Annotated in this window: 22 protein-coding genes, 1 rRNA gene and 2 other annotated features; all 23 genes read right to left on the bottom strand. The window is 38.6% G+C overall.

Going from position 1 to position 21,528, the window contains the following annotated elements; translation table 11 throughout:
* Window positions 1–32: 32 nt before the first annotated feature.
* Window positions 33–184, bottom strand: a sequence feature (ribosomal protein L10 leader region).
* A gap of 45 nt (window positions 185–229) precedes the next feature.
* Window positions 230–925, bottom strand: a complete 696-nt coding sequence (gene rplA, locus J2S74_RS16515) for a 50S ribosomal protein L1 (protein ID WP_307327350.1) — start codon at window positions 923–925, stop codon at window positions 230–232.
* Between the two features lie 124 nt (window positions 926–1,049).
* Window positions 1,050–1,475: a 50S ribosomal protein L11 gene (gene rplK / locus J2S74_RS16510; RefSeq protein WP_013486737.1), complete on the bottom strand. Its 426-nt coding sequence runs from the start codon at window positions 1,473–1,475 to the stop codon at window positions 1,050–1,052.
* A 175-nt stretch (window positions 1,476–1,650) separates the two neighbouring features.
* Window positions 1,651–2,184 (bottom strand): transcription termination/antitermination protein NusG, encoded by a 534-nt coding sequence (gene nusG / locus J2S74_RS16505; RefSeq protein ID WP_307327345.1) that lies wholly within the window; start codon window positions 2,182–2,184, stop codon window positions 1,651–1,653.
* Between the two features lie 59 nt (window positions 2,185–2,243).
* Window positions 2,244–2,438, bottom strand: a complete 195-nt coding sequence (secE, locus tag J2S74_RS16500) for a preprotein translocase subunit SecE (RefSeq protein WP_307327344.1) — start codon at window positions 2,436–2,438, stop codon at window positions 2,244–2,246.
* Window positions 2,439–2,555: 117 nt separating this feature from the next.
* Window positions 2,556–2,705 carry a 50S ribosomal protein L33 gene (rpmG, locus tag J2S74_RS16495; RefSeq protein ID WP_307327342.1) on the bottom strand — a complete coding sequence of 50 codons (150 nt, stop codon included), beginning with the start codon at window positions 2,703–2,705 and terminating at the stop codon, window positions 2,556–2,558.
* A gap of 171 nt (window positions 2,706–2,876) precedes the next feature.
* Window positions 2,877–3,530 (bottom strand): RNA polymerase sporulation sigma factor SigH, encoded by a 654-nt coding sequence (gene sigH, locus J2S74_RS16490; RefSeq protein ID WP_307327339.1) that lies wholly within the window; start codon window positions 3,528–3,530, stop codon window positions 2,877–2,879.
* A 136-nt stretch (window positions 3,531–3,666) separates the two neighbouring features.
* Entirely contained in the window at window positions 3,667–4,179 is a 513-nt protein-coding gene (locus tag J2S74_RS16485) for an NYN domain-containing protein (RefSeq protein ID WP_307327336.1), read from the bottom strand.
* 1 nt (window position 4,180) lies between these two features.
* Window positions 4,181–4,936 carry a 23S rRNA (guanosine(2251)-2'-O)-methyltransferase RlmB gene (gene rlmB, locus J2S74_RS16480; protein WP_307327333.1) on the bottom strand — a complete coding sequence of 252 codons (756 nt, stop codon included), beginning with the start codon at window positions 4,934–4,936 and terminating at the stop codon, window positions 4,181–4,183.
* The gene (locus tag J2S74_RS16475) at window positions 4,920–5,291 is read right to left on the bottom strand and encodes a Mini-ribonuclease 3 (protein WP_370876028.1); all 372 of its coding nucleotides are present in this window, start codon (window positions 5,289–5,291) and stop codon (window positions 4,920–4,922) included. Before J2S74_RS16475 ends, rlmB begins: the two co-directional genes overlap by 17 nt.
* Window positions 5,292–5,340: 49 nt before the next feature.
* Window positions 5,341–6,756: a cysteine--tRNA ligase gene (cysS, locus tag J2S74_RS16470; RefSeq protein WP_307327327.1), complete on the bottom strand. Its 1,416-nt coding sequence runs from the start codon at window positions 6,754–6,756 to the stop codon at window positions 5,341–5,343.
* Between the two features lie 26 nt (window positions 6,757–6,782).
* The gene (gene cysE / locus J2S74_RS16465; RefSeq protein WP_307327324.1) at window positions 6,783–7,433 is read right to left on the bottom strand and encodes a serine O-acetyltransferase; all 651 of its coding nucleotides are present in this window, start codon (window positions 7,431–7,433) and stop codon (window positions 6,783–6,785) included.
* Between the two features lie 160 nt (window positions 7,434–7,593).
* Window positions 7,594–7,816: a binding site (T-box leader), on the bottom strand.
* 235 nt (window positions 7,817–8,051) lie between these two features.
* Window positions 8,052–9,509, bottom strand: coding sequence for a glutamate--tRNA ligase (gltX, locus tag J2S74_RS16460; protein WP_307327321.1), 1,458 nt, complete (start codon window positions 9,507–9,509; stop codon window positions 8,052–8,054).
* 92 nt (window positions 9,510–9,601) lie between these two features.
* Window positions 9,602–10,084 carry a 2-C-methyl-D-erythritol 2,4-cyclodiphosphate synthase gene (ispF, locus tag J2S74_RS16455; protein ID WP_307327317.1) on the bottom strand — a complete coding sequence of 161 codons (483 nt, stop codon included), beginning with the start codon at window positions 10,082–10,084 and terminating at the stop codon, window positions 9,602–9,604.
* Window positions 10,081–10,776 (bottom strand): 2-C-methyl-D-erythritol 4-phosphate cytidylyltransferase, encoded by a 696-nt coding sequence (gene ispD / locus J2S74_RS16450; RefSeq protein WP_307327315.1) that lies wholly within the window; start codon window positions 10,774–10,776, stop codon window positions 10,081–10,083. The genes ispF and ispD overlap by 4 nt, the downstream gene beginning before the upstream one ends.
* An 82-nt stretch (window positions 10,777–10,858) precedes the next feature.
* Complete coding sequence (locus tag J2S74_RS16445) at window positions 10,859–11,965, bottom strand: PIN/TRAM domain-containing protein (RefSeq protein WP_307327313.1); 1,107 nt, start codon at window positions 11,963–11,965, stop codon at window positions 10,859–10,861.
* 203 nt (window positions 11,966–12,168) lie between these two features.
* Window positions 12,169–13,251 (bottom strand): DNA integrity scanning diadenylate cyclase DisA, encoded by a 1,083-nt coding sequence (disA, locus tag J2S74_RS16440; RefSeq protein WP_307327310.1) that lies wholly within the window; start codon window positions 13,249–13,251, stop codon window positions 12,169–12,171.
* Window positions 13,226–14,632 (bottom strand): DNA repair protein RadA, encoded by a 1,407-nt coding sequence (gene radA, locus J2S74_RS16435; protein WP_307327306.1) that lies wholly within the window; start codon window positions 14,630–14,632, stop codon window positions 13,226–13,228. The genes disA and radA overlap by 26 nt, the downstream gene beginning before the upstream one ends.
* A 403-nt stretch (window positions 14,633–15,035) precedes the next feature.
* A complete protein-coding gene (gene clpC / locus J2S74_RS16430; protein WP_307327303.1) occupies window positions 15,036–17,486 on the bottom strand; it encodes an ATP-dependent protease ATP-binding subunit ClpC in 2,451 nt (816 codons plus the stop codon).
* Between the two features lie 30 nt (window positions 17,487–17,516).
* Complete coding sequence (gene mcsB / locus J2S74_RS16425; RefSeq protein ID WP_307327300.1) at window positions 17,517–18,581, bottom strand: protein-arginine kinase McsB; 1,065 nt, start codon at window positions 18,579–18,581, stop codon at window positions 17,517–17,519.
* 2 nt (window positions 18,582–18,583) lie between these two features.
* On the bottom strand, window positions 18,584–19,120 hold the full coding sequence (mcsA, locus tag J2S74_RS16420) for a protein-arginine kinase activator protein McsA (protein WP_307327298.1): 537 nt from the start codon (window positions 19,118–19,120) through the stop codon (window positions 18,584–18,586).
* A gap of 2 nt (window positions 19,121–19,122) precedes the next feature.
* Window positions 19,123–19,611: a CtsR family transcriptional regulator gene (locus tag J2S74_RS16415; protein ID WP_307327296.1), complete on the bottom strand. Its 489-nt coding sequence runs from the start codon at window positions 19,609–19,611 to the stop codon at window positions 19,123–19,125.
* 266 nt (window positions 19,612–19,877) lie between these two features.
* Window positions 19,878–20,597 (bottom strand): MgtC/SapB family protein, encoded by a 720-nt coding sequence (locus J2S74_RS16410; protein WP_307327294.1) that lies wholly within the window; start codon window positions 20,595–20,597, stop codon window positions 19,878–19,880.
* A gap of 852 nt (window positions 20,598–21,449) precedes the next feature.
* Window positions 21,450–21,528, bottom strand: a 5S ribosomal RNA gene (gene rrf / locus J2S74_RS27490); the annotation flags it as partial.

Genomic DNA, 21,528 nt, shown 5'->3' with positions numbered 1-21,528 from the left:
CTGACACCTCCCGATAATTACTGTCCATACCGTACGTTACATAAAAAAGCCTCCATGAGTAGACATGGAGGCATAGTATTTTAACCTATTATCAATAGGGTCAATTACATTACGCACCTCGGCAGGAAATTAAGCGATCCTTTTGTCACGCACCTACTGTCTACGGTATGATCTATAAAATTCACAATTACTAGTATATCTACTTGACTTATAGAAGTCAATAATTGTTTTACAGCTTATAACCGGAAATGTTTACCTTAATTCCAGGTCCCATTGTAGAAGCAATGGCAACGTTACGCATATAAGTTCCCTTAGCTGCTGCTGGCTTTGCTTTTAGTAAAGTCTCCACGATGGTACCGAAGTTCTCAACAAGCTTTTCAGTATCAAAAGATGCTTTACCAATTGGAACGTGGATATTACCAGTTTTATCAACGCGGTATTCTACTTTACCTGCCTTGATTTCGTTAACTGCTTTTTCTACGTCAAATGTAACTGTTCCAGTTTTAGGGTTTGGCATTAAGCCTTTAGGTCCTAATACACGACCTAGACGACCAACTTGAGCCATCATGTCAGGAGTAGCAACTACTACATCAAAGTCAAACCAACCTTGGTTAACCTTATTGATTAGGTCCTCATCTCCTACAAAGTCTGCTCCAGCTGCTTCTGCTTCCTTTGCTTTATCTCCCTTCGCGAATACTAGTACACGTTGTGTTTTACCAGTTCCGTTTGGAAGAACAACTGCACCACGAATTTGTTGGTCTGCTTTCTTAGGATCTACTCCAAGACGTGCAGCAAATTCAACAGTTTCATCGAACTTAGCAGTAGCTGTTTGCTTAACTAGTTCTACAGCTTCTTGTATATCATATACTCTTTCGCGATCAACAAGCTTGACCGCGTCTTCATATTTTTTACCTTTTTTAGCCATGTTATTTCCTCCTCATTGTGGTTTTAGCGGTTATACCTCCCACTAATAAAGGTTGCGAACCTGTCATACACAGGCAGGACACTTGTCCTTTACTCGCAACCTCCAACTTACATCATGGGTTCAATTAGTCTTCGATAACGATTCCCATGCTACGTGCAGTACCTTCAACCATACGCATCGCTGCTTCTACATCAGCTGCGTTAAGGTCTGGCATTTTTGTTTCAGCGATTTCACGAACCTTATCACGTTTCAGAGTAGCAACCTTTTTTGTGTTAGGCTCACCTGATGCTGTTTCAATTCCAGCTGCTTTCTTTAAAAGAACTGCTGCAGGTGGAGTTTTCGTGATAAATGTAAATGAACGGTCTTCAAAAACCGTGATTTCTACTGGAATGATTAACCCCGCTTGTTCTTGTGTACGAGCGTTAAACTCCTTACAGAATCCCATGATGTTCACACCAGCTTGACCTAATGCAGGACCAACCGGCGGTGCTGGATTAGCTTTACCAGCAGGGATTTGTAATTTTACAACTTTAATGACCTTTTTAGCCACGCGACACACCTCCTTAAGTCCGTGATGTGGTATACCGAGCATTGTTAATTATGCTCTCCCACTCATATGCCTGCTAAATTGCAGGAAAAAACGTGAACGAATGGTTCACGTTCATAAACAACATTAAAATTCTATCACTTCAAAGAAGAGATATCAAGTTTTTTTCTATAGCAAACTAAATTTTTTCTACTTGAGTAAATTCTAATTCCACAGGAGTTTCACGACCAAACATATTTACATGGACTTTAAGCTTTTGCTTGTCCACATAAATGTCTTCCACAGTCCCAATGAAATTGGCGAAAGGACCTTCTTTAACCTTTACTGATTCTTTTATCTCAAAATCTACATCTGCCCTCGGTTCTTCTACACCCATTTGACGAAGAATACGCTCTACCTCTTCAGGCAATAGTGGTGTTGGCTTCGAACCAGCACCTGCAGACCCAACAAACCCAGTAACACCAGGTGTGTTTCGTACAACATACCAAGAATCGTCAGTCATAACCATTTCGACAATTACATAGCCTGGAAAAACCTTTTTAGTCACTTGCTTGGATTTACCATTTTTCACTTCTGTTTCTTCTTCTACTGGAACGAGCACACGAAAGATTTTATCAGTCATGTCCATCGATTCTACTCTTTTTTCCAAATTTGTCTTCACTTTATTCTCATAACCTGAATATGTGTGAACGACGTACCAATTCTTTTCCATGACATTTAGGGACAAGTTTGTCCGTTCCCTCCTCTAGTGAATCCTTTTTTACTCAATGTTTAGTTTAAAATCCCGCGAATTAATGCAGAAATTCCAGAATCAACGATTGCAAAAAATACAGCAATAAACGCGACAGTTGCAATAACCACAATTGTGTATCTTACCAATTCCTTGCGTTTTGGCCAGCTTACACGCTTCATTTCTGTTGATACATCTTTTAAGAACTTAGTAGTATTTTTAACAGCATTAGCCATTATAGCCACCTCCATTGCCCTGCATTTTTTCTTGCACTGTTATCGTTTAATGTTGTGTTTGAAGAATCGTTTAAAGATTAACAACTACGATTGACAGAGCCTATTATTTAAATAGATTTATTTCGTTTCCACATGCGTTGTATGCTTTCCGCAGGTTTTACAATATTTATTTATTTGAAGTCGGATTGTCCGATTTTGCTCCGTTTTGCTCGTCGTATAATTTCGCGACTTACACACATCACATGCAAGTACTACTTTTTGCGGCATTACCCATACTCCTTTTTCACCCTACATCTAATCATACATACTTTTAAAACTTATCACAGGGTTCTATATGTGTCAATGACTACTGGCCCCTATCATTGTGGACTATTTTTTAAAATTTCATAACCAAAAATTACTGTATTAAGATAAAATAAAACAGGGAAATTCCCTGTTTTACAGCTTAACCCCTTTTAATTCAACATATCTCTCAAGCTTTCGTTTCACTCGTTGAAGTGCATTATCGATAGATTTCACATGTCGATTTAAGTCTGCAGAAATTTCTTGGTAACTTCTTCCGTCTAGATATAGCATTAATACCTTCCGTTCTAAGTCACTCAATATTTCTCCCATTTTAACTTCAATGTCATCGAATTCTTCTTGATTGATTAATAGCTCTTCTGGATCACTCACTTTAGAAGCAACAATGACATCAAGCAAGGTGCGATCTGATTCCTCATCATATATTGGTTTATCTAATGATACATAGGAATTTAAAGGAATGTGCTTTTGTCTGGTCGCTGTTTTGATTGCTGTTATTATTTGTCTTGTAATACAAAGCTCTGCAAACGCTTTGAACGATGACAGCTTGTCCCCTTTAAAATCACGAATGGCCTTATATAAGCCGATCATTCCTTCTTGTACAATATCTTCATGATCAGCACCAATTAAAAAGTAGGATCTTGCTTTTGCACGAACAAAATTTTTATACTTATTAATTAAGTACTCAAGGGCAGAGCTATCCCCTTCGCGTACGTATTCAACGAGGCTTTCATCTTCTATTCCATCATATTTGGCATTCAGTCCACTCTCGATGAGATTTAAAGCCACCGTGATCCCCCCGACCCTAGCTTTTTTCGTTTAAAAAGAATGGACAAAGTATCCAAAAAAATATCTTTTTAAACAAAATAGAATTGTCTAAATATAGCAATAGTATACAGGAAAAAAATGAAAAACGTCAAGGTTATCATCCTTTTCCTCGACGCCATTTTTCAAATAATTCAGCCATTTCGTCTGTAATAGGCAATTTTGTTTTCACTTTTTTCTCTCTCGTTTTACTTACTTCTTTTTCAATTCCTTTTTCTATGGATAATACTTCATTTCTTAATTCCCTTGCTGATTTCCGAAATGCACCACTCGCAAAAATAACTCGTTGCTCTACAAAATCTGACGTTGCTACATATATTTGCGTATCAACACGCTTTAATTCCTTAACAAGCTTTTCTATCCTCTCATCTGCCGTTTCTTTCTCCCTAGTGTAAATAATACTTAATCGGTAATTTTTATATTTTTTCCCTAAACCGGGTACCATGTGTGCATCAAAAATAATTATTACTTCCATACCAGTAAAGGCTTGATATTCCGCCATTTTTTCTATCAATACGTCCCTAGCGTTTTCCAAATCCTTCATCTGCAGTGCTTTAAGTTCTGGCCAGTCACCGATCATGTTATAGCCATCCACTAATAAAACGCGCCTCATTTTACTTCATCCCTTGTGGATGTCTTCTGCGGTAGACTTCATACATTAATAAGCTTGCTGCTACAGACGCATTTAAGGAAGTCACTTGTCCCGCTAGCGGGATACGGACGAGAAAGTCGCACTTTTCCTTTACAAGTCTGCTTATTCCCCTTCCTTCACTTCCTATGACAAGGACAACCGGCATATCAAGATCAACCTCTCGGTAATCCTGTTCTCCCTTCGCATCAGTACCTACAAACCATAATCCTTGTTTTTTTAATTCATCCATTGTGCGAGCAAGATTCGTTACCCTTGTAACTGGCACATGTTCCAATGCCCCTGTTGATGCCTTTGCAACGGTATATGTCAAACCAACAGAACGGCGCTTTGGTACGATGACACCATGTGCTCCTACAGCATCGGCTGTTCTTAGTATAGAGCCTAGGTTATGAGGATCTTCTAACTCGTCTAATAGGAGAAAGAAAGGCGCCTCGTCACGGGATGCTGCCCGTTCAAACAAGACAGACATATCCTGGTATTCATAAGCAGCTACTTGGGCAACAATTCCTTGGTGCTGTTCATTTTGAACTAATTGATCCAGCTTTTTTCTAGGAACGATTTGGACATTTACCTGTTTTTCTTTAGCTGATTTCATCACATTTGTCATTTGTCCCTTTTGAGAGCCTTCTGCAATCCAAATTTTATTAATGGGACGACTTCCTTTTAAGGCTTCTATTACAGGGTTTTTTCCAACAATAAACTCAAGCTCCTGACCCATTTTCCCCCTCCTTTCTTTCAATAATTTCAAAGGCCTGTCCAATTAATTCATCGAGTCGTCCTTCGTTTCCAGTTAAATAAAGATACCCTATAAGGGCTTCAAAGGCTGTACTATAACGATAGGTGGCATGATCGGTATTTTTTGGAATGGTTCCAGACTTTGCATTTCTACCCCTAAGGGCAACAGCTGTTTCCTCCTTCGATAAAATATCCTTCTCAAAAAATTCTCGAAGAACCTTTGCCTGTGCTTTTGCAGAAACATAGTTTGTTGCTTCCCTATGGAGCTTATTCGGACGTACTTTCCCTTTGGAGATTAAGCGATACCGGACATACGTTTCCAGTACCGCATCTCCCATATAGGCTAACGCTAAAGCATTTAGTTGTTCAGGTTCGTTAATGACTTGGTCAAGCTTCACGACCGTTACACCTCTTCCAACGAGTACCCTGCGGTGTATCTTCAAGGATAATATCTTTTTCCTTAAGCTGATCTCTAATTTCATCTGCACGGGCAAAATCACGATTTTTTCTGGCATTGATACGCTCTTGAATGAGGGACTCAATCTCTTCATCAAGGAGTGTCTCCTCTTCCCCTAATTCCATTCCTAGGACGAAGGACATATCATCCAATCTTTTTAGGAACTGTTCTAGTACCTCTTTGTTTGTATGGTCCTCTCTTAAATATAGATTTCCCATTTTGATTAATTCGAACATGGAAGCTACAGCATTGGCGCTGTTAAAATCATCGTCCATTTCTTTTATAAACTGATCATGGTGTTTTTCAATTTCATTTAACCATTTCTCTTTATCTTTCCCTAAATCCACCGTTTCCTTTAATCGATGTTGTAAATTCGAGTACGTTGTTTTTATCCTCTCTAAACCGTTTTTCGCACTTGTTAATTGTTCATCACTAAAATTGATTGGGCTGCGATAATGGGCATTAACAATAAAGAAGCGAACTACCTCTGGGTCAAACTTCTTAATAATATCATGTACAAGAATAAAGTTCCCTAACGATTTGGACATTTTTTCGTTATCAATATTGATATATCCATTATGAAGCCAATAATTAGCCATTGGTTTTTCATTTAGAGCTTCTGATTGAGCAATTTCGTTTTCATGATGTGGAAAGGATAGGTCCTGCCCCCCAGCATGAATATCTATTGTGTCTCCCAGATACTTTTTCACCATGGCTGAGCATTCTATATGCCAGCCTGGTCTTCCATTTCCCCAAGGACTTTCCCAATATATTTCTCCAGGCTTTGCACTTTTCCATAGAACAAAATCTAATGGATCTTCTTTCTTTTCACCAACCTGTATTCTTGTACCTAATTGAAGATCTTCGATGGACTGTTGGGAAAGTTTCCCGTATTCATCGAATTTTCTTGTTCGGAAATAGACATCTCCTTCTGATTCGTAGGCATAGCCCTTATCCACCAACCGTCCAATAAAGGAAATAATTTCTGGCATTGTTTCCGTTACCCTCGGATGAACATCCGCCTTTTGGACTCCAAGAGCTTCTGTATCCTCATGATAGGCTTCGATAAAACGCTCGGCGATCGTTAGAACATCTTCCCCCATTTCCTCAGCTGCTTTAATGATTTTGTCGTCTACATCTGTAAAATTGGATACGTAAGTAACCTCGTATCCTCTGTATTGTAAATAACGACGGACCATATCAAAAACTACAGCCGGACGTGCATTGCCAATATGAATATAGTTATACACGGTAGGCCCACACACATACATCTTGACTTTTCCTTCTTCTATTGATTTAAAGGGTTCCAGTTTCCTATTTAACGTGTTATAAACCTGTATAGACATTATTTCTTTCACTCCTTCAACGTAACTTACTTACCAATTTTTTCTTTTTTCAATTCGTTAATTTCCTTTTTTAAGCGAAGTATCTCTTCCTCTAGCTCCCGGAACTTGTCAGAAACAGGATCAGGTAAGTTAATATGATCTAGGTCCTGATTAACTTTTATCCCATCTTGAATAACGACCCGACCGGGAATTCCTACAACCGTTGAATTTGGCGGCACCTCTTTTAGTACAACCGCTCCTGCACCAATTCGCGAATTTTTCCCTATACGCATAGAGCCTAACACCTTTGCCCCAGTTGCGATGAGGACATTATCCTCTATTGTTGGATGTCTTTTTCCCTTTTCTTTACCCGTTCCTCCGAGGGTTACACCTTGAAATATAGTGACATTATCACCAATTTCACAGGTTTCACCAATAACTACTCCCATGCCATGATCAATAAATAAACGTTGACCAATTTTAGCTCCAGGGTGAATTTCTATCCCTGTAAGAAAACGACTAACCTGAGAAATGAATCTAGCAATAAAATAAAAACGTTTTTTCCATAGCCAATGTGCTAACCGGTGATTCCATATTGCATGTACCCCTGAGTAGTTAATGAATACTTCTATTCGACTACGTGCTGCTGGGTCCCGTTCTAGTACGACGTCAATATCGTTCTTTAAGGTGCGAAACATATATTTCGACCTCCTTTCTAATAAAAATGGCTGTTTTCTAAACACATTGTACTCTTTTGATTAGATAAGGTTGTCACTCGAATCCGTTACAGGCGGACGCTTCGCGCGTCGGAGCGGTAAACCGCTCCTATACAAAAAAAGCGTCTCTGTGTCGTTGAGACACAGAGACGCTTACGCGTGGTTCCACTCTGTTTGAGCGATCATTATCGCTCCACTTTTACGATATAACGGTTCTCACCGCCTTTGTTTACTTGCCAAATGGTGTTTAACAAAGGACTCAGAGGTGCATTTCAGAATGTTTCCCCTTAAGCTGCTTTCAGCCAGTGGCAGCTCTCTCTTATTAAGGATCAACGAAACTTACTTCTCCTCATCGTCGTTTTAATACTATTTATTTTAATTATTGTCTGTCTACCCTGAAAATACAAATACTGTGTTGATATTCGCTGCAGCCCACTCCCTTTCCGCGGGCGAACCGCAAGCCTCCTCGGGCTTACGCCCTGTGGGGTCTTGCCTGGCTCGCTTTTCCCGCAGGAGTCTCGTGGGCTTCCGCTCACACCAACTTCAATAAAAGCTTGTATTTTCATACTCCATGGTGCAATTTCAATTAGGTATTAGAAATTAGTTTAACAGTTTGCTTATTCGATTAGAAACTGTGTCTTTGCCAAGTAGCATTAGGGTTTGTGGTAGGTCTGGTCCGTGAACTTGACCGGTAGCTGCCACTCGAATTGGCATAAACAATAACTTCCCTTTATGACCGGTTTCCTTTTGCACTTCTTTAATTGACTTCTTGATAAACTCAGAAGAATAATCTCCCAAAGCTTCAATCTTTTCTTTAAAAGCTTTTAACACTTCAGGAACCTGTTCTCCATTTAGGACCTCTTGTGCCTCTTCATTATAATCGATATCGTCCTTAAAGAACAACTCTGTGAGTTCAACAATTTCAGCACCGTAACTCATTTTTTCTTGGTGAAGGGCAATAAGCTGATGGGCCCACTGCATTTCTTCTCCATCAAGGTCCTCTGGAAGCCTTCCTGCCTTAATGAGGTGCGGCAGGGCAAGCTCAACTACACGATCAACATCCGCTTCCTTCATGTATTGATTGTTCATCCAAGCTAACTTTTTTGTATCAAAAACTGCTGGTGCTTTAATTATTCTTTCTAGACTAAACTGTTCAATCAGTTGATCTTTAGAAAGTATCTCTTCTTCTCCCCCTGGTGACCATCCTAATAGGGCGATGAAATTTACAATTGCTTCTGGTAAGTATCCTAAATCTCGATATTGTTCTACAAACTGAATAATCGTTTCATCCCGCTTACTCATTTTTTTGTGGTTTTCATTCATAATAAGGGAAGCATGAGCAAAGCGAGGAGCTTCCCAGCCAAATGCTTCGTAAATAAGAATTTGCCTTGGAGAATTAGATAGATGCTCTTCTCCTCGTATTACATGACTAATCTCCATTAAATGATCATCAATCACAACCGCAAAGTTATAAGTTGGAATACCATCCTTTCTTGCAATAACAAAGTCACCAATGCCATCTGCATCAAAACTTACCTGTCCTCGAACAATATCATCAACGATAATTTCTTTATTTTCTGGTACCCGGAAACGTACTACAGGTTTTCTTCCTTCTTTTTCATAAGCTTCCCTTTGTTCCTTTGTTAAATCACGGTCACGTCCACTATATTTTGGCGTTTCTCCACGAGATCGCTGTTCTTCCCGCTCCACTTCTAGCTCTTCTTCTGTCATATAGCAATAATATGCATGACCTTGCTCTAATAATTCATTTATATATTTCTTATAAATATCTAATCTATCCATGCTCTTATATGGGACATGTGGTCCGCCAACATCGACGCTTTCATCCCATTCAAGCCCTAACCACTTCATGCTTTCTAAAAGCTTTTCTGTTGCCGTATCTACATTCCTGGCTTGGTCTGTATCTTCAATTCGAACGATAAATTTTCCCTTTTGGTTTCTCGCAAATAAATAATTAAAAAGAGCAGATCTTGCACCACCAATGTGTAAATGTCCTGTTGGACTTGGGGCAAATCTCACACGCACTTGTTGAGTCATTGTATGACACCATCCAATCTTTTGTTAATCTTCAACATGCTATATTTTATCACTAAATCCTTACGCCCGGTAAGTTGACAGATATCGACACCTTAACTGTCTATTTTTTCCAGTAGAACTACTGCCATTGAAGCAATTCCTTCTTCTCTTCCAGTAAAACCAAGTTTTTCAGTGGTTGTTGCCTTCACGTTAACCTGTGATTTGTCCCCTTCTAAGAGTGACGCTATCCTTGTTCTCATACTAGGAATGTGTGGAGCCATTTTCGGCCTTTGTGCCATAATCGTACAATCCACATTGCCTAATTTGTAGCCTTTTTCTTTAATGATTCCCCAAACATGGGATAATAGCTTGGCTGAATCTGCATCTTTAAATGCGGGGTCTGTATCTGGAAAGTGTTTTCCAATATCCCCTTCTCCAACTGCTCCTAAACATGCATCAGCTATCGTATGTAATAGAACATCTGCGTCTGAATGTCCTAACAATCCTTTTTCATATGGGATTACAATCCCCCCGATAATTAACGGTCTACCTTCCACTAGCTGGTGAACATCAAAGCCTTGTCCTATTCTTATCATTTCTTTTCCCCTTTTCGACTAGAAATAATCGCTTCACCAAATAACAGGTCCTCCGGTGTTGTAATTTTAATATTTTCATAATCCCCTTCAACAATGTAAACTTTTTCCCCTATGTATTCAACTAAAGAAGCATCATCCGTTCCTAAATAGTTATCATCTTCTGCTTTTTGATGTGCTTTTATGATTGTCTCATAACGAAAAGCCTGTGGTGTTTGAACAGCCCACAAGCTAGAACGGTCTACCGTTTCCACTACTTCTCCATTATTCACTTGCTTCACCGTATCTTTTACAGGAACGGCAACAATCGCAGACCCTCTAGAAACCACTGTTTCTAATAGGTCATGGATAACGGCTTCTTTAATAAAAGGCCTCGCCCCATCGTGAATAAGTATAACCGGGTTGCCTTTTACTGCCTTTATCCCTTCATAAACACTTTGCTGCCGTTCCTTTCCACCTGGCACTATTTTTTCTACTTTGGATATTTGATAATCACTAATTAAATTATGCATTGTGTCTAACTCTTTTTTGTTACAAACGAGGATTATTGAATTACAAAGAATATCCTCCTCAAACACACGAAGAGTGTGTATGAGGAGGGGGGTTTGATTCATTAATAGAAACTGTTTATTCTTCCCTGCTTTCATGCGTTTCCCTTGCCCCGCTGCAGGGATAACAACTGTATATTTCTCCATTTTTATTCTTCCTTTTATACCTATAAAAACAATAAGTTCTTTTTATTAAAGAAAATAATTTAAGGCAACTGTCGTTTTCTTATTAAAGAGCTTTTTCTAATAATTTTGGTTTTGCAAAAATCATTCGTCCTGCAGAGGTTTGCAATACACTAGTAACAATTACTTCTATATTCTTACCGATATAGTTTCTGCCTTCTTCTACTACAATCATTGTTCCATCATCAAGATAGGCAATTCCTTGATTTTGCTCTTTACCGTCCTTAATAACCTGAACCACCATTTCTTCGCCAGGTAAAACAACAGGTTTCACTGCATTTGCAAGGTCATTTATATTTAATACGGATACACCTTGTAAATCACAAACCTTGTTTAAATTGAAGTCATTTGTTACCACATATCCATCAAGCAGCTTAGCTAACTTCACAAGTTTGCTGTCTACTTCCTGAATATCCTCAAAGTCACCTTCGTAAATTTCCACATTCACAGGTAGCTCTTTTTGAATTTTATTTAAAATATCTAAGCCTCTACGGCCTCGATTTCGTTTTAAAACATCGGAAGAGTCTGCAATATGTTGAAGCTCCTCTAAGACAAATTCCGGGATCATTAATGTTCCTTCCAGAAAACCTGTTTGACAGATATCTGCAATACGACCGTCAATAATTACACTAGTATCTAAAATCTTTAAGGAACCAGACATTTGTTTATTTGAACTAAATCCATCCCGTTTCTTATCTTTTAAATTCCCTTTTGTCCCTAAAGGAGTTAAGTTAATTAGTTCGTCTCGTTTTTTGAAACCTACCTGGAATCCTAAATATCCTAATAATAATGTTAAAAACAATGGTAATATCGTACTTAATACAGGAATAGCTACAGCTTCCAATGGAAGCCCAATTAAATAGGCTAGAAGTAACCCGACACCCAAGCCCATCGTTCCAAATAAAAGATCAGCCACAGGTGCCTTTACCAACGTTTCCTCTACTAGACGGATTAATCCTACGATATCATCCACAAGCCAAAAAGTAGATAAAAATAATATAAGTGCACCAATAAAAGCACCAGCATATGAATTAGTCACCCAAGCTGGTATACCTTCCCCGAGATTTAATAAAGTAATTAAATCCGGTAAATAGAGAAATCCAAGTGTTCCACCAACTAATAATATAAACAATTGTATCATTCTTCGAAGCATCTACTTCACCTCCTTTAATAATTATAGACAACTGTTCAGAATTCAAACATAGTTCTAGAAAAATCCCAAAATGCTACATAGTTTTACTAAAATTATGGAATAATATCACCTTATCAAAGGACTAATAGATTGTCAATTAAAGTAAATTTACAATTATATCGTTATTTCACTGTATTCGTCAAGGGTTGAGTAAATATGACACATTAAATATGTCGATCAATGAACAATTGTTCCTGAATTCTGGTTAAACCCTCTTTTATTTTCCGTGCTCTCGCCTCTCCAATACCATCCACTTCATCTAATTCTTCGTTGGAGGCTCGCATTATTTGAGGGAGATCTTCAAACTGGTCGATTAAATTTTCAACAACCATAGGAGGAATTCTCGGTATTTTGTGGAGAATTCGATAGCCCCTTGGACAAATAGCAAATTCAGCAAGGTTCGTCGTTTTGCTATAGCCAAGAAGTTTAACGATCACTTGGTCATCCAATAATTCTTCATTGGAAAGACGCTTTAACTTTCGTAATAGTTGAGCAGGATCCTGGTCTTTCTCCTTCATATAGTCCTTAATTAACAGTACCGCTTCCTTCTCCGTATTGGACACGAGCTCCTCTAACTGCATCGAAATTAACCGCCCTTCATTTCCAAGCTCATTTACATAATTCAATATTTCACTTTTAATTCGAAGTACCATCTCAATTCGATGCATTACTTGTGATACTTCCTGAAAGGTAACAAGCTCTTCAAATTCTAATGCCCCTAAATTAGTGATCCCTTGATCCAAGACAGACTTATATTTTTCTAATGTTTGTATTGCTTGATTTGCTTTTGTTAAAATCACGCCAATATCCTTCAAAGCGTATCGATATTCTCCCTGGTAGAGAGTTATGACATTTCTTCTTTGGGATATGGAAATGACTAAATTCCCTGTCTGTCTAGCAACACGTTGAGCAGTCCGGTGTCTTATCCCTGTTTCAGTAGATTCAATGGCATTGTTCGGCACAAGCTGTGTATTGGCATATAAGATTCTTTCTCCGTCTTCACTCAATATAATAGCTCCATCCATTTTAGCCAGTTCATATAGGTAAGCAGGTGAAAACTCACAATTAATGAAGAAACCTCCATCAACAATATCCATCATATCGTTATTATAACCAAGGACGATTAACCCTCCAGTTTTTGCACGTAAAACATTATCAATACCTTCCCTTAAAGGCGTTCCAGGAGAAACAAGCTGTAACACCTCACTAATAAAATTAGTATCATAGTTCGAATCTTGGTGATCCACTAGACACTCCTCCTAACGTTACTTCCAATGCTTCATTTACGGTACCTACACCAACAACTTCTATACCTTCTGGGGCTGTCCATCCCCCAAGATTTTTCTCTGGCACAATAACTCTTTTAAAGCCTAACTTACTTGCCTCTAATACACGCTGCTCCAGCCGAGTAACACGTCTCACTTCCCCCGTTAAACCTACCTCACCAATAATTACATCGGTGGCAGGGCTTGGAGAGTCTCGAAAACTTGAAGCAATAGCTACAGCAGTTGCTAAATCAATGGAAGGCTCATCCAATTTAACGCCCCCGGCAACCTTTACATAAGCATCCTGATTTTGCAGCATTAAGCCCACTCTTTTTTCCAAAACGGCCATAATAAGAGAGATACGATTATGATCTATTCCTGTAGCCATTCTTCTAGGATTACCAAAGCTGGTTGGAGATATGAGGGCTTGTATTTCCACAAGAACAGTTCTTGTACCTTCCATGGAGGCAACCACAGCAGATCCTGCCGCTCCTTCTGATCGTTCTTCTAAGAAAATTTCGGAAGGGTTTAATACCTCTTCTAAACCAACCTCCTTCATTTCAAAAATACCTATTTCATTCGTTGATCCAAAACGATTTTTGACAGCTCGGAGAATTCGGTAAGTATGATGTCTCTCGCCTTCAAAATATAAAACAGAATCTACCATATGCTCTAATAACCTTGGACCAGCAATGGCACCTTGTTTCGTCACGTGGCCTACTATAAAAATCGCTATCCCCTTTGTTTTTGCAATGCGCATAAATGCTGCTGTAGATTCCCTCACTTGGGATACACTTCCCGGTGCACTAGTTACGTGGTCTAAATAAACTGTCTGAATGGAATCGATAACCACTAACGTGGGATTCATTTCGTCGATAACTTTTTCAATATGTTCCACATCTGTTTCCGCTAATACAAATAGGTCATTTGAATTAATTTTTAAACGATCTGCCCTAAGTTTTGTTTGTTTTACTGATTCCTCACCAGAAATATAAAGTACTCTGCTGCCGTGCTTAGCAATTTCAGAGCATACTTGCAGTAATAAAGTGGATTTACCAATACCAGGGTCCCCACCTACAAGGACAAGGGAGCCCGGGACAATCCCGCCCCCGAGTACCCTGTTTAATTCTTTAATATGGGTATCATAACGTTGCTCTTCTTTCTGTTCGATTTTTGTAATAGGTTGAGGCTTCGTTTGTCTTGTTGCAGAAGAGGTCACAAAACCGCGTTTCTTTGTTCCTGAGACTTCTTCGAATTCCTCCACCATTGTATTCCAGCCCTGACATCCTGGACATTTTCCCATCCACTTTGTGGATTCATAGCCACACTCCTGACAAACGTACTTTGTTTTTCGTTTAGCCATAAAATACCCCTTCCTAAAAAAAACAAACATCTAATTTCCTTTTGTACTACATATGTAAACTAACTACCGTTTCTCATCTATATATAATGTGGCTTGGATAAGCTACAGGCGGAACAATTACGCCTAAAGGCAGCCCACGTCCTGCGTCTGCGATTACTCGTCGTAAGTAAAGAGTGCTTCGTAGCTCCGTCCGTCGAGATAACTCGTAGGGAATTCAAAGTTTACGAAAACAGCCTAATGTTCATTTTTTATTTTACCATGTATATGTTCCTTGAAAGAAGCGACAGGATTTCATACTAAAAAGGTATTTATAACTCTGTGAGGGGAAAAATGCGAAGAAATAATTAAGCAGTAAAACCGGAAAAAGTCTATTTTTTTGGACTTTTTCCGGTTCACTTATTATTTATTTTGCACTAGCACTTTTATTAGCCTCAACGACAAACTCACCGTCTTTTACACCTATTATCACTTTTTGTCCCTTTTCAATTGTGCCTCTTAAAAGCTCCTCTGACAAACGGTCTTCCACTTGTTTTTGTAACGCACGACGTAATGGTCTTGCACCATATTCAGGGTCAAAGCCTTCTTCTGCTATTTTTGTCTTTGCCTCATCACTTAGCTCCAACTCGATGCCCTGCTCCGATAGACGCTTCGTCAATTGTTCTGCCATTAGAGATACAATTTGTTTAATATGCTCTTTCTCTAATGAGTGGAAAACAATTGTTTCATCAATACGGTTTAAGAATTCTGGACGGAAGGCTTTCTTCAATTCCGTCATTACTTTCCCCTTCATGTCCTTATATTCTTGACCGTCCATCTGTGCTGTAAATCCTAAACTCTTTGATTGACGAAGTGTACTTGCCCCTACGTTTGATGTCATAATAATCGCCGTATTTCTGAAGTCTACCCGGCGTCCTTTAGAATCCGTCAGGAACCCGTCCTCTAATACTTGCAGTAATATATTAAATACTTCAGGGTGTGCCTTTTCAATCTCGTCTAGTAATACAACGGAATATGGCTTACGACGAACCTTCTCTGTTAACTGTCCACCCTCTTCATGCCCTACATATCCAGGAGGGGATCCAACAAGTCTAGAAGTATTATGCTTCTCCATATACTCTGACATATCTATTCGAATGATCGCATCCTCATCACCAAACAATGACTCTGCTACAGCTCTCGCTAATTCTGTTTTACCAACACCAGTTGGACCTAAGAAGATAAAGGAACCAATTGGGCGTTTCGGGTCCTTCAAGCCTGCCCGTGCTCGACGTACTGCTTTGGAAATTGCAGTAACCGCTTCTTCCTGGCCTATGACACGCTTATGAAGAATTTCCTCCATTTTTAATAATCGCTCCGTCTCTTCTTCTTCTAGCTTGCTAACAGGTATTCCAGTCCAGCTAGATACAACTTGAGCAATATCTTCCGTTGTCACCTCTGAATTCTCTTGGCCTTGCTTTTCTTTCCATTCTTTTTTCATTGTTTCTAATTCTTCACGAACACGCTGTTCACTGTCTCTCAAGGATGCAGCCTTTTCAAATTCCTGGCTTTGTACTGCCGCGTCCTTCTCTTTACGAGTTTCTTCTAGCTTTTGTTCTAACTCTTTAAGGTTTGGAGGTGCAGTATAGGATCTTAGTCTAACCTTAGATGCAGCTTCATCAATTAGGTCTATAGCTTTGTCTGGTAAAAATCTATCGGAAATATATCTATCAGACAGCTTCACAGCAGCTTCAATAGCATCATCTGTAATTTCTACACGATGGTGTGCCTCGTATCTATCACGAAGACCTTTTAATATTAAAATAGATTCATCCGTCGTCGGTTCATCCACTTGTATTGGCTGGAATCTCCTTTCTAAAGCTGCATCCTTCTCAATGTACTTTCGGTATTCGTCAAGAGTGGTAGCCCCAATACATTGCAGCTCTCCCCTTGCTAAAGAAGGTTTCAGTATATTTGATGCATCAATTGCCCCTTCTGCTCCACCAGCACCAATTAAAGTATGAAGTTCATCTATAAAGAGAATAACATTTCCGGCTTGGCGAATTTCTTCCATTACTTTTTTGAGACGATCCTCAAATTCACCACGGTATTTTGTTCCCGCGACAACCGTACCCATATCTAACGTCATTACTCGTTTATTTCTAAGTGTTTCTGGAACTTCATTATTAACAATTTGCTGTGCCAAACCTTCGGCAATGGCCGTTTTACCCACACCTGGTTCCCCAATAAGGACAGGGTTATTCTTTGTACGACGGCTTAATACTTGAATGACACGTTCTATTTCCTTTGAACGGCCAATTACTGGATCAATCTGCTCCTCTTTGGCGATCGCAGTTAAATCACGGGCTAGGCTATCAAGAGTTGGTGTATTCACATTATTTCCTGCGCCGCTGGCTGCTTGCTGTTGGTTATTAGATGATTCATTACTGCCTAGTAATTGTAATACTTGCTGTCTAGCTTTATTTAAACTAACACCAACATTATTTAAAACTCTAGCAGCTACCCCTTCCCCTTCTCGTATCAAACCAAGGAGAATATGCTCTGTTCCCACATAGGAGTGGCCAAGCTTTCTCGCTTCATCCATAGACAATTCAATGACTTTTTTTGCTCTAGGTGTATAGTGAATCTGTTTGGAGTTTGCTTCGCCTCTACCTATTAGATTTTCCACCTCTGTTTGTATTTTGTCAGGGCTTAAACCTAATGCTGCTAAGGCTTTTGCAGCAATTCCTTCACCTTCACGAACTAATCCTAGTAATATATGCTCTGTTCCAATATTATTATGCCCCAGTCTCATTGCTTCTTCCTGTGCTAGTGCTAATACTTTCTGGGCTCTTTCTGTAAAACGTCCAAACATCATTGTTACTCCACCTCCAAATTTGTTCTATGATTAATTTTCAAGCTTTAGTCTTTCTCTAATTAATGAAGCCCTTCTTTGATCCCTCTGCTCAGGAGATAAAATTTCTCCTGCATATTGTTGTAGGAAGCCAGGTTGTGTAAGAATCATTAATTCATTTAAAATATTACCACTAACATTATCAATCAAGCCCATATCAATTCCTAACCGAACGTTAGATAAGTGCTGTGCCGCTTCCTTTGACTCCATTGTTCGACTATAGGAAAGTAGTCCAAAAGATCGAAATACACGATCTTCAATTTGTAGCTTTGATTGTTGTAACAAACTTTCCCTCGCCGCCCTTTCCTGCTGTATAAGCTGTGACACGACACTCCTTAAATCATCAACAATATCTTCCTCTGATTTTCCTAAGGTAATTTGATTAGAAATTTGAAATAGGTTACCTAATGCTTCGCTACCTTCCCCGTAAATTCCTCTAACAACTAATCCTAATTGATTAATTGCCGGTAAAATACGATTCATTTGACGAGTTATTACTAATGCTGGGAGATGCATCATAACGGAAGCACGCAAGCCCGTTCCCACATTGGTTGGACAACTGGTTAAATACCCCCTATTTTCCGTAAAAGCAAAATCAACCTTATCCTCCATCCAATCATCTATTTCATTGGCATATCTCAACCCTTCCGTTAATTGAAAACCCGATAATAATACTTGTATGCGAAAATGATCCTCCTCATTAATCATAATACTCAGTGATTCATCTTCACTAAGTAATACAGCCCCTGCTTTCGATTCGTCAGAAAGATTAGGACTAATTAAATGCTTTTCTACAAGAACTCTTTTTTCATTCTTTTTCATGTCCTCCATACGCAAAAGTTCAAGTTCACCAAACTTCCGATGGGTATGTGTCACACATTTTTTATTTACTAAATCAATAACTTCTTCCAACTGTTCCTTAGATGCGGCAATAGGAAAGGGGGGTTTACTTAAGTTCCTAGCAAGACGGACACGACTACTTAAAACGATATCCGCGTCTGGCCCCTCATTTTTCATCCAAGGACTAATGGCTTCACTTATAAAGTTTCGAAGAGACATGATTACCCCTCCTTTTTATCATTTAAGCTCTTTTCTAAGGAGCGAATTTTGTCACGAATTTTAGCAGCCTGTTCAAATTCTTCACTATTTATAAATTCCTGCATCTGTTGCTTTAAACGTTCAATTTCCTTATGAACATGCAGGTCCTTCCCTATACGTCTTGGTACTTTACCACCATGGACGGAATTCCCACTATGAATCCGTCGGAAAATAGGATCTAACTTTTCATTAAATGTCTTATAGCAGTTGGAGCAGCCAAATCTCCCAATTTCAGCAAATTGCCGGTAAGTCATACCACAGCTTTCACAGCGCAGCTCTGCCCTTGGCTTCATAAATCCACTTCCCGATGAGGAAATCGGTTGATCCACATCTAATAATCCTGACAACAGCTGGTGAATGGAAAAACTATTAGACCCGGGAATATACTCTCCTTTATCCTTTGCACACGTATCACAAATGTGGAATTCCGTTTTTTCACCATTGATGATTTTCGTAAAATGCAACGTAGCTTGGCGCTGTTGACATTCTTGACAAAGCATATTCATTCCCCTCCTTTTTTTTCATTCCATTCTTTATATTTAAGTGTTGAAATCATTGCCTTAAGAATTCTTGCTCTCATTTCATCTCGATGAGGTAACTTAATACTTAATATGGAACGATCCATTACACTTAACATAATGTTCGCTTCCCGTTTGGAGATTGCTTCCTCCTCAAATAAACGTCTAATAATATTTTCTGCAGAGCTTTGTGAAATGCGTTGACCAATAATTTCTACTAGTTGTGAAAACAACTCTAATTGATCATTTGGCTTTACCTTGATAATTCGAATATAACCTCCACCTCCACGCTTGCTTTCAACCATATACCCTTTCTCCACTGTGAAACGAGTACTAATTACATAATTTATTTGAGAAGGTACACATTCAAAACGTTCCGCTAGTTCACTACGTTTAATTTCAATAAGCTCTTTGTTACTCCGCTCGATGATTTGTTTTAAGTAATTTTCAATGACATCAGAAATATTCCGCATAGATACCCCCTCCTAAAAATTGTGAAAAAGGCATTCGCTTATTAAATTTAAAAACAAATAATATTATCAGCTGTTTTTTTAGATTAGCTCCCTATCTTTGACTTTGACTATCTTTGACTATATTTATATTATATACAAAAATTTTTATCTTGCAACAGATGTACACTTAGTTAAAATAGTGGGCTCTTAAGGTACTAAATTTTATAGTACCTTAAAAATTTCCACATTATTTATCTACTTTTTCAGTATAGCCATCTCAGTAAATGTTAATTCGAATTACCTTCCATATATATTTGATATATAAAATCATATTTTTGAAGTCGATCACTTATTTCAGCAAATAGCTCTTCATTAATATTATTTACAAATAATCGATACTCGATTGTCAGTTTTTCATTATAAACCTTTTGTTTCTCTGTCCTAACCCCTTTTACTTCAATATGAACATCCTCTAGTTCCCGGATAATATCATTTAGTCGACTTTTCTCTGCCTTAGCAATAATATATATATAACTTTTCTTTCCTCTTGCCAAAAAGTTAAAGTTAATTTTTCCTAATAAAAATAAACTTAGTATGACAATGATGGTAGTAATAAAGGCAGCAGTATACATCCCTGCACCAACGGTTAAACCTATCCCTGCAACAACCCATATAGATGCTGCAGTTGTTAACCCCCGAACAGTGTACCCTTGAACAAGTATAGTGCCTGCTCCTAAAAATCCGATACCACTTACAACGTATGCTGCTAAACGGGATGGATCAAAATTAACTACCTCTGGATTTTCACTCATATAAGACTGAAATCCAAAGAATGCCAGGAGCATAATTAAACAAGAGCCAAGACTTACTAACAGATGTGTTCTAAAGCCAGCAGGATGTTGATGATACTCCCTTTCAACTCCTACGAGACCGCCTAACAAAGCAGCTAAAATTAAACGTATAGTAATAATGAAAGTATCGCTAGCAACAATTGAATCCAAGTCCATACCTTCACCTCTTCCTGATGTAGTTTTTACTACTATATTTATGCAAGGTGAATGGGGTACTATAATTTAACTGCAAGAATTAATTACCCTTTTTTTGTCTTATTCAAACATATGGACAAAGGAAGTTTTTATTGTATTTAGATTTTTAACAATGCGTAATATTTATTTTGACAAATAAAGCACCTCTCGTGCATTTTCAAACAATAAAAAAAGACACCTCATCTGAGAATGTCTTTATCTGCCCAGCAACGTCCTACTCTCACAGGGGCCCCAACTTTACCCTTGTCTCTTTCTCTACTAGTAGTGCTTCAATATGTATCCGTTGAGACAATTCGCAGCTTATTCAAGATTGTAAATCTCAAGCTAACTATGTACATTTTTGATTTTTTTAAGAATGTACAAAATTACTCTTCATGCTGATAATTGCATTTATATTCTGAAGACATGATTTTCCTTTTCCTTCGAGTCTTGTCCTCACATCCGGCTTCTGAGGGCTCAACGATGTAAACGCTCGTTGCTGAGATATTTTATCAATGATGCTCTTTTAATTACCTCTTACACCTTTCTGTCTTTTACTTTATTTAAAAGCTTGGAGAAGCGGAAGGTGGTGACTCCAGCAACCAGCAAGGTTTCACGAACAGCAATGAGTTGTCTCAACGGATGCAGCTACGAAGCGGTACTAGCAAGTTATTTTGCGTCGATTAATCGCAGACGCAGAACGTGGACTACCTTTAGGCGTAATTGTTCCGCCTGTAGCGGATCCAATCAATATTTATTCTCTTTAAATCAATAACTTTAAATAAACAAATGAAAACAAAAAAAGACACTCTCCAATAGAGAATGTCTTTATCTGCCCAGCAACGTCCTACTCTCACAGGGGGAAACCCCCAACTACCATCGGCGCTGGAGAGCTTAACTACCGTGTTCGGCA

This window comes from Evansella vedderi (assembly GCF_030813435.1).
Lineage (GTDB): Bacteria > Bacillota > Bacilli > Bacillales > Salisediminibacteriaceae > Evansella > Evansella vedderi.
Note: the sequence above shows the minus strand (reverse complement) of the source record. Positions and strands in the feature narration are given on the sequence as shown.

Coding starts and splice junctions, on each gene's coding strand:
- J2S74_RS16485 (WP_307327336.1), bottom strand. CDS start 4,179: ATGAGGCGCGTTTTATTAGTGGATGGCTATAACATGATCGGTGACTGG.
- rplA (WP_307327350.1), bottom strand. CDS start 925: ATGGCTAAAAAAGGTAAAAAATATGAAGACGCGGTCAAGCTTGTTGAT.
- J2S74_RS16475 (WP_370876028.1), bottom strand. CDS start 5,291: ATGGGAGATGCGGTACTGGAAACGTATGTCCGGTATCGCTTAATCTCC.
- J2S74_RS16415 (WP_307327296.1), bottom strand. CDS start 19,611: ATGCGGAATATTTCTGATGTCATTGAAAATTACTTAAAACAAATCATC.
- J2S74_RS16410 (WP_307327294.1), bottom strand. CDS start 20,597: ATGGACTTGGATTCAATTGTTGCTAGCGATACTTTCATTATTACTATA.
- rlmB (WP_307327333.1), bottom strand. CDS start 4,936: ATGGGTCAGGAGCTTGAGTTTATTGTTGGAAAAAACCCTGTAATAGAA.
- secE (WP_307327344.1), bottom strand. CDS start 2,438: ATGGCTAATGCTGTTAAAAATACTACTAAGTTCTTAAAAGATGTATCA.
- mcsA (WP_307327298.1), bottom strand. CDS start 19,120: ATGCTTTGTCAAGAATGTCAACAGCGCCAAGCTACGTTGCATTTTACG.
- mcsB (WP_307327300.1), bottom strand. CDS start 18,581: ATGTCTCTTCGAAACTTTATAAGTGAAGCCATTAGTCCTTGGATGAAA.
- nusG (WP_307327345.1), bottom strand. CDS start 2,184: ATGGAAAAGAATTGGTACGTCGTTCACACATATTCAGGTTATGAGAAT.
- ispD (WP_307327315.1), bottom strand. CDS start 10,776: ATGGAGAAATATACAGTTGTTATCCCTGCAGCGGGGCAAGGGAAACGC.
- radA (WP_307327306.1), bottom strand. CDS start 14,632: ATGGCTAAACGAAAAACAAAGTACGTTTGTCAGGAGTGTGGCTATGAA.
- gltX (WP_307327321.1), bottom strand. CDS start 9,509: ATGACTCAACAAGTGCGTGTGAGATTTGCCCCAAGTCCAACAGGACAT.
- ispF (WP_307327317.1), bottom strand. CDS start 10,084: ATGATAAGAATAGGACAAGGCTTTGATGTTCACCAGCTAGTGGAAGGT.
- clpC (WP_307327303.1), bottom strand. CDS start 17,486: ATGATGTTTGGACGTTTTACAGAAAGAGCCCAGAAAGTATTAGCACTA.
- rpmG (WP_307327342.1), bottom strand. CDS start 2,705: ATGCCGCAAAAAGTAGTACTTGCATGTGATGTGTGTAAGTCGCGAAAT.
- cysE (WP_307327324.1), bottom strand. CDS start 7,433: ATGTTTCGCACCTTAAAGAACGATATTGACGTCGTACTAGAACGGGAC.
- cysS (WP_307327327.1), bottom strand. CDS start 6,756: ATGTCTATACAGGTTTATAACACGTTAAATAGGAAACTGGAACCCTTT.
- J2S74_RS16445 (WP_307327313.1), bottom strand. CDS start 11,965: ATGCTTCGAAGAATGATACAATTGTTTATATTATTAGTTGGTGGAACA.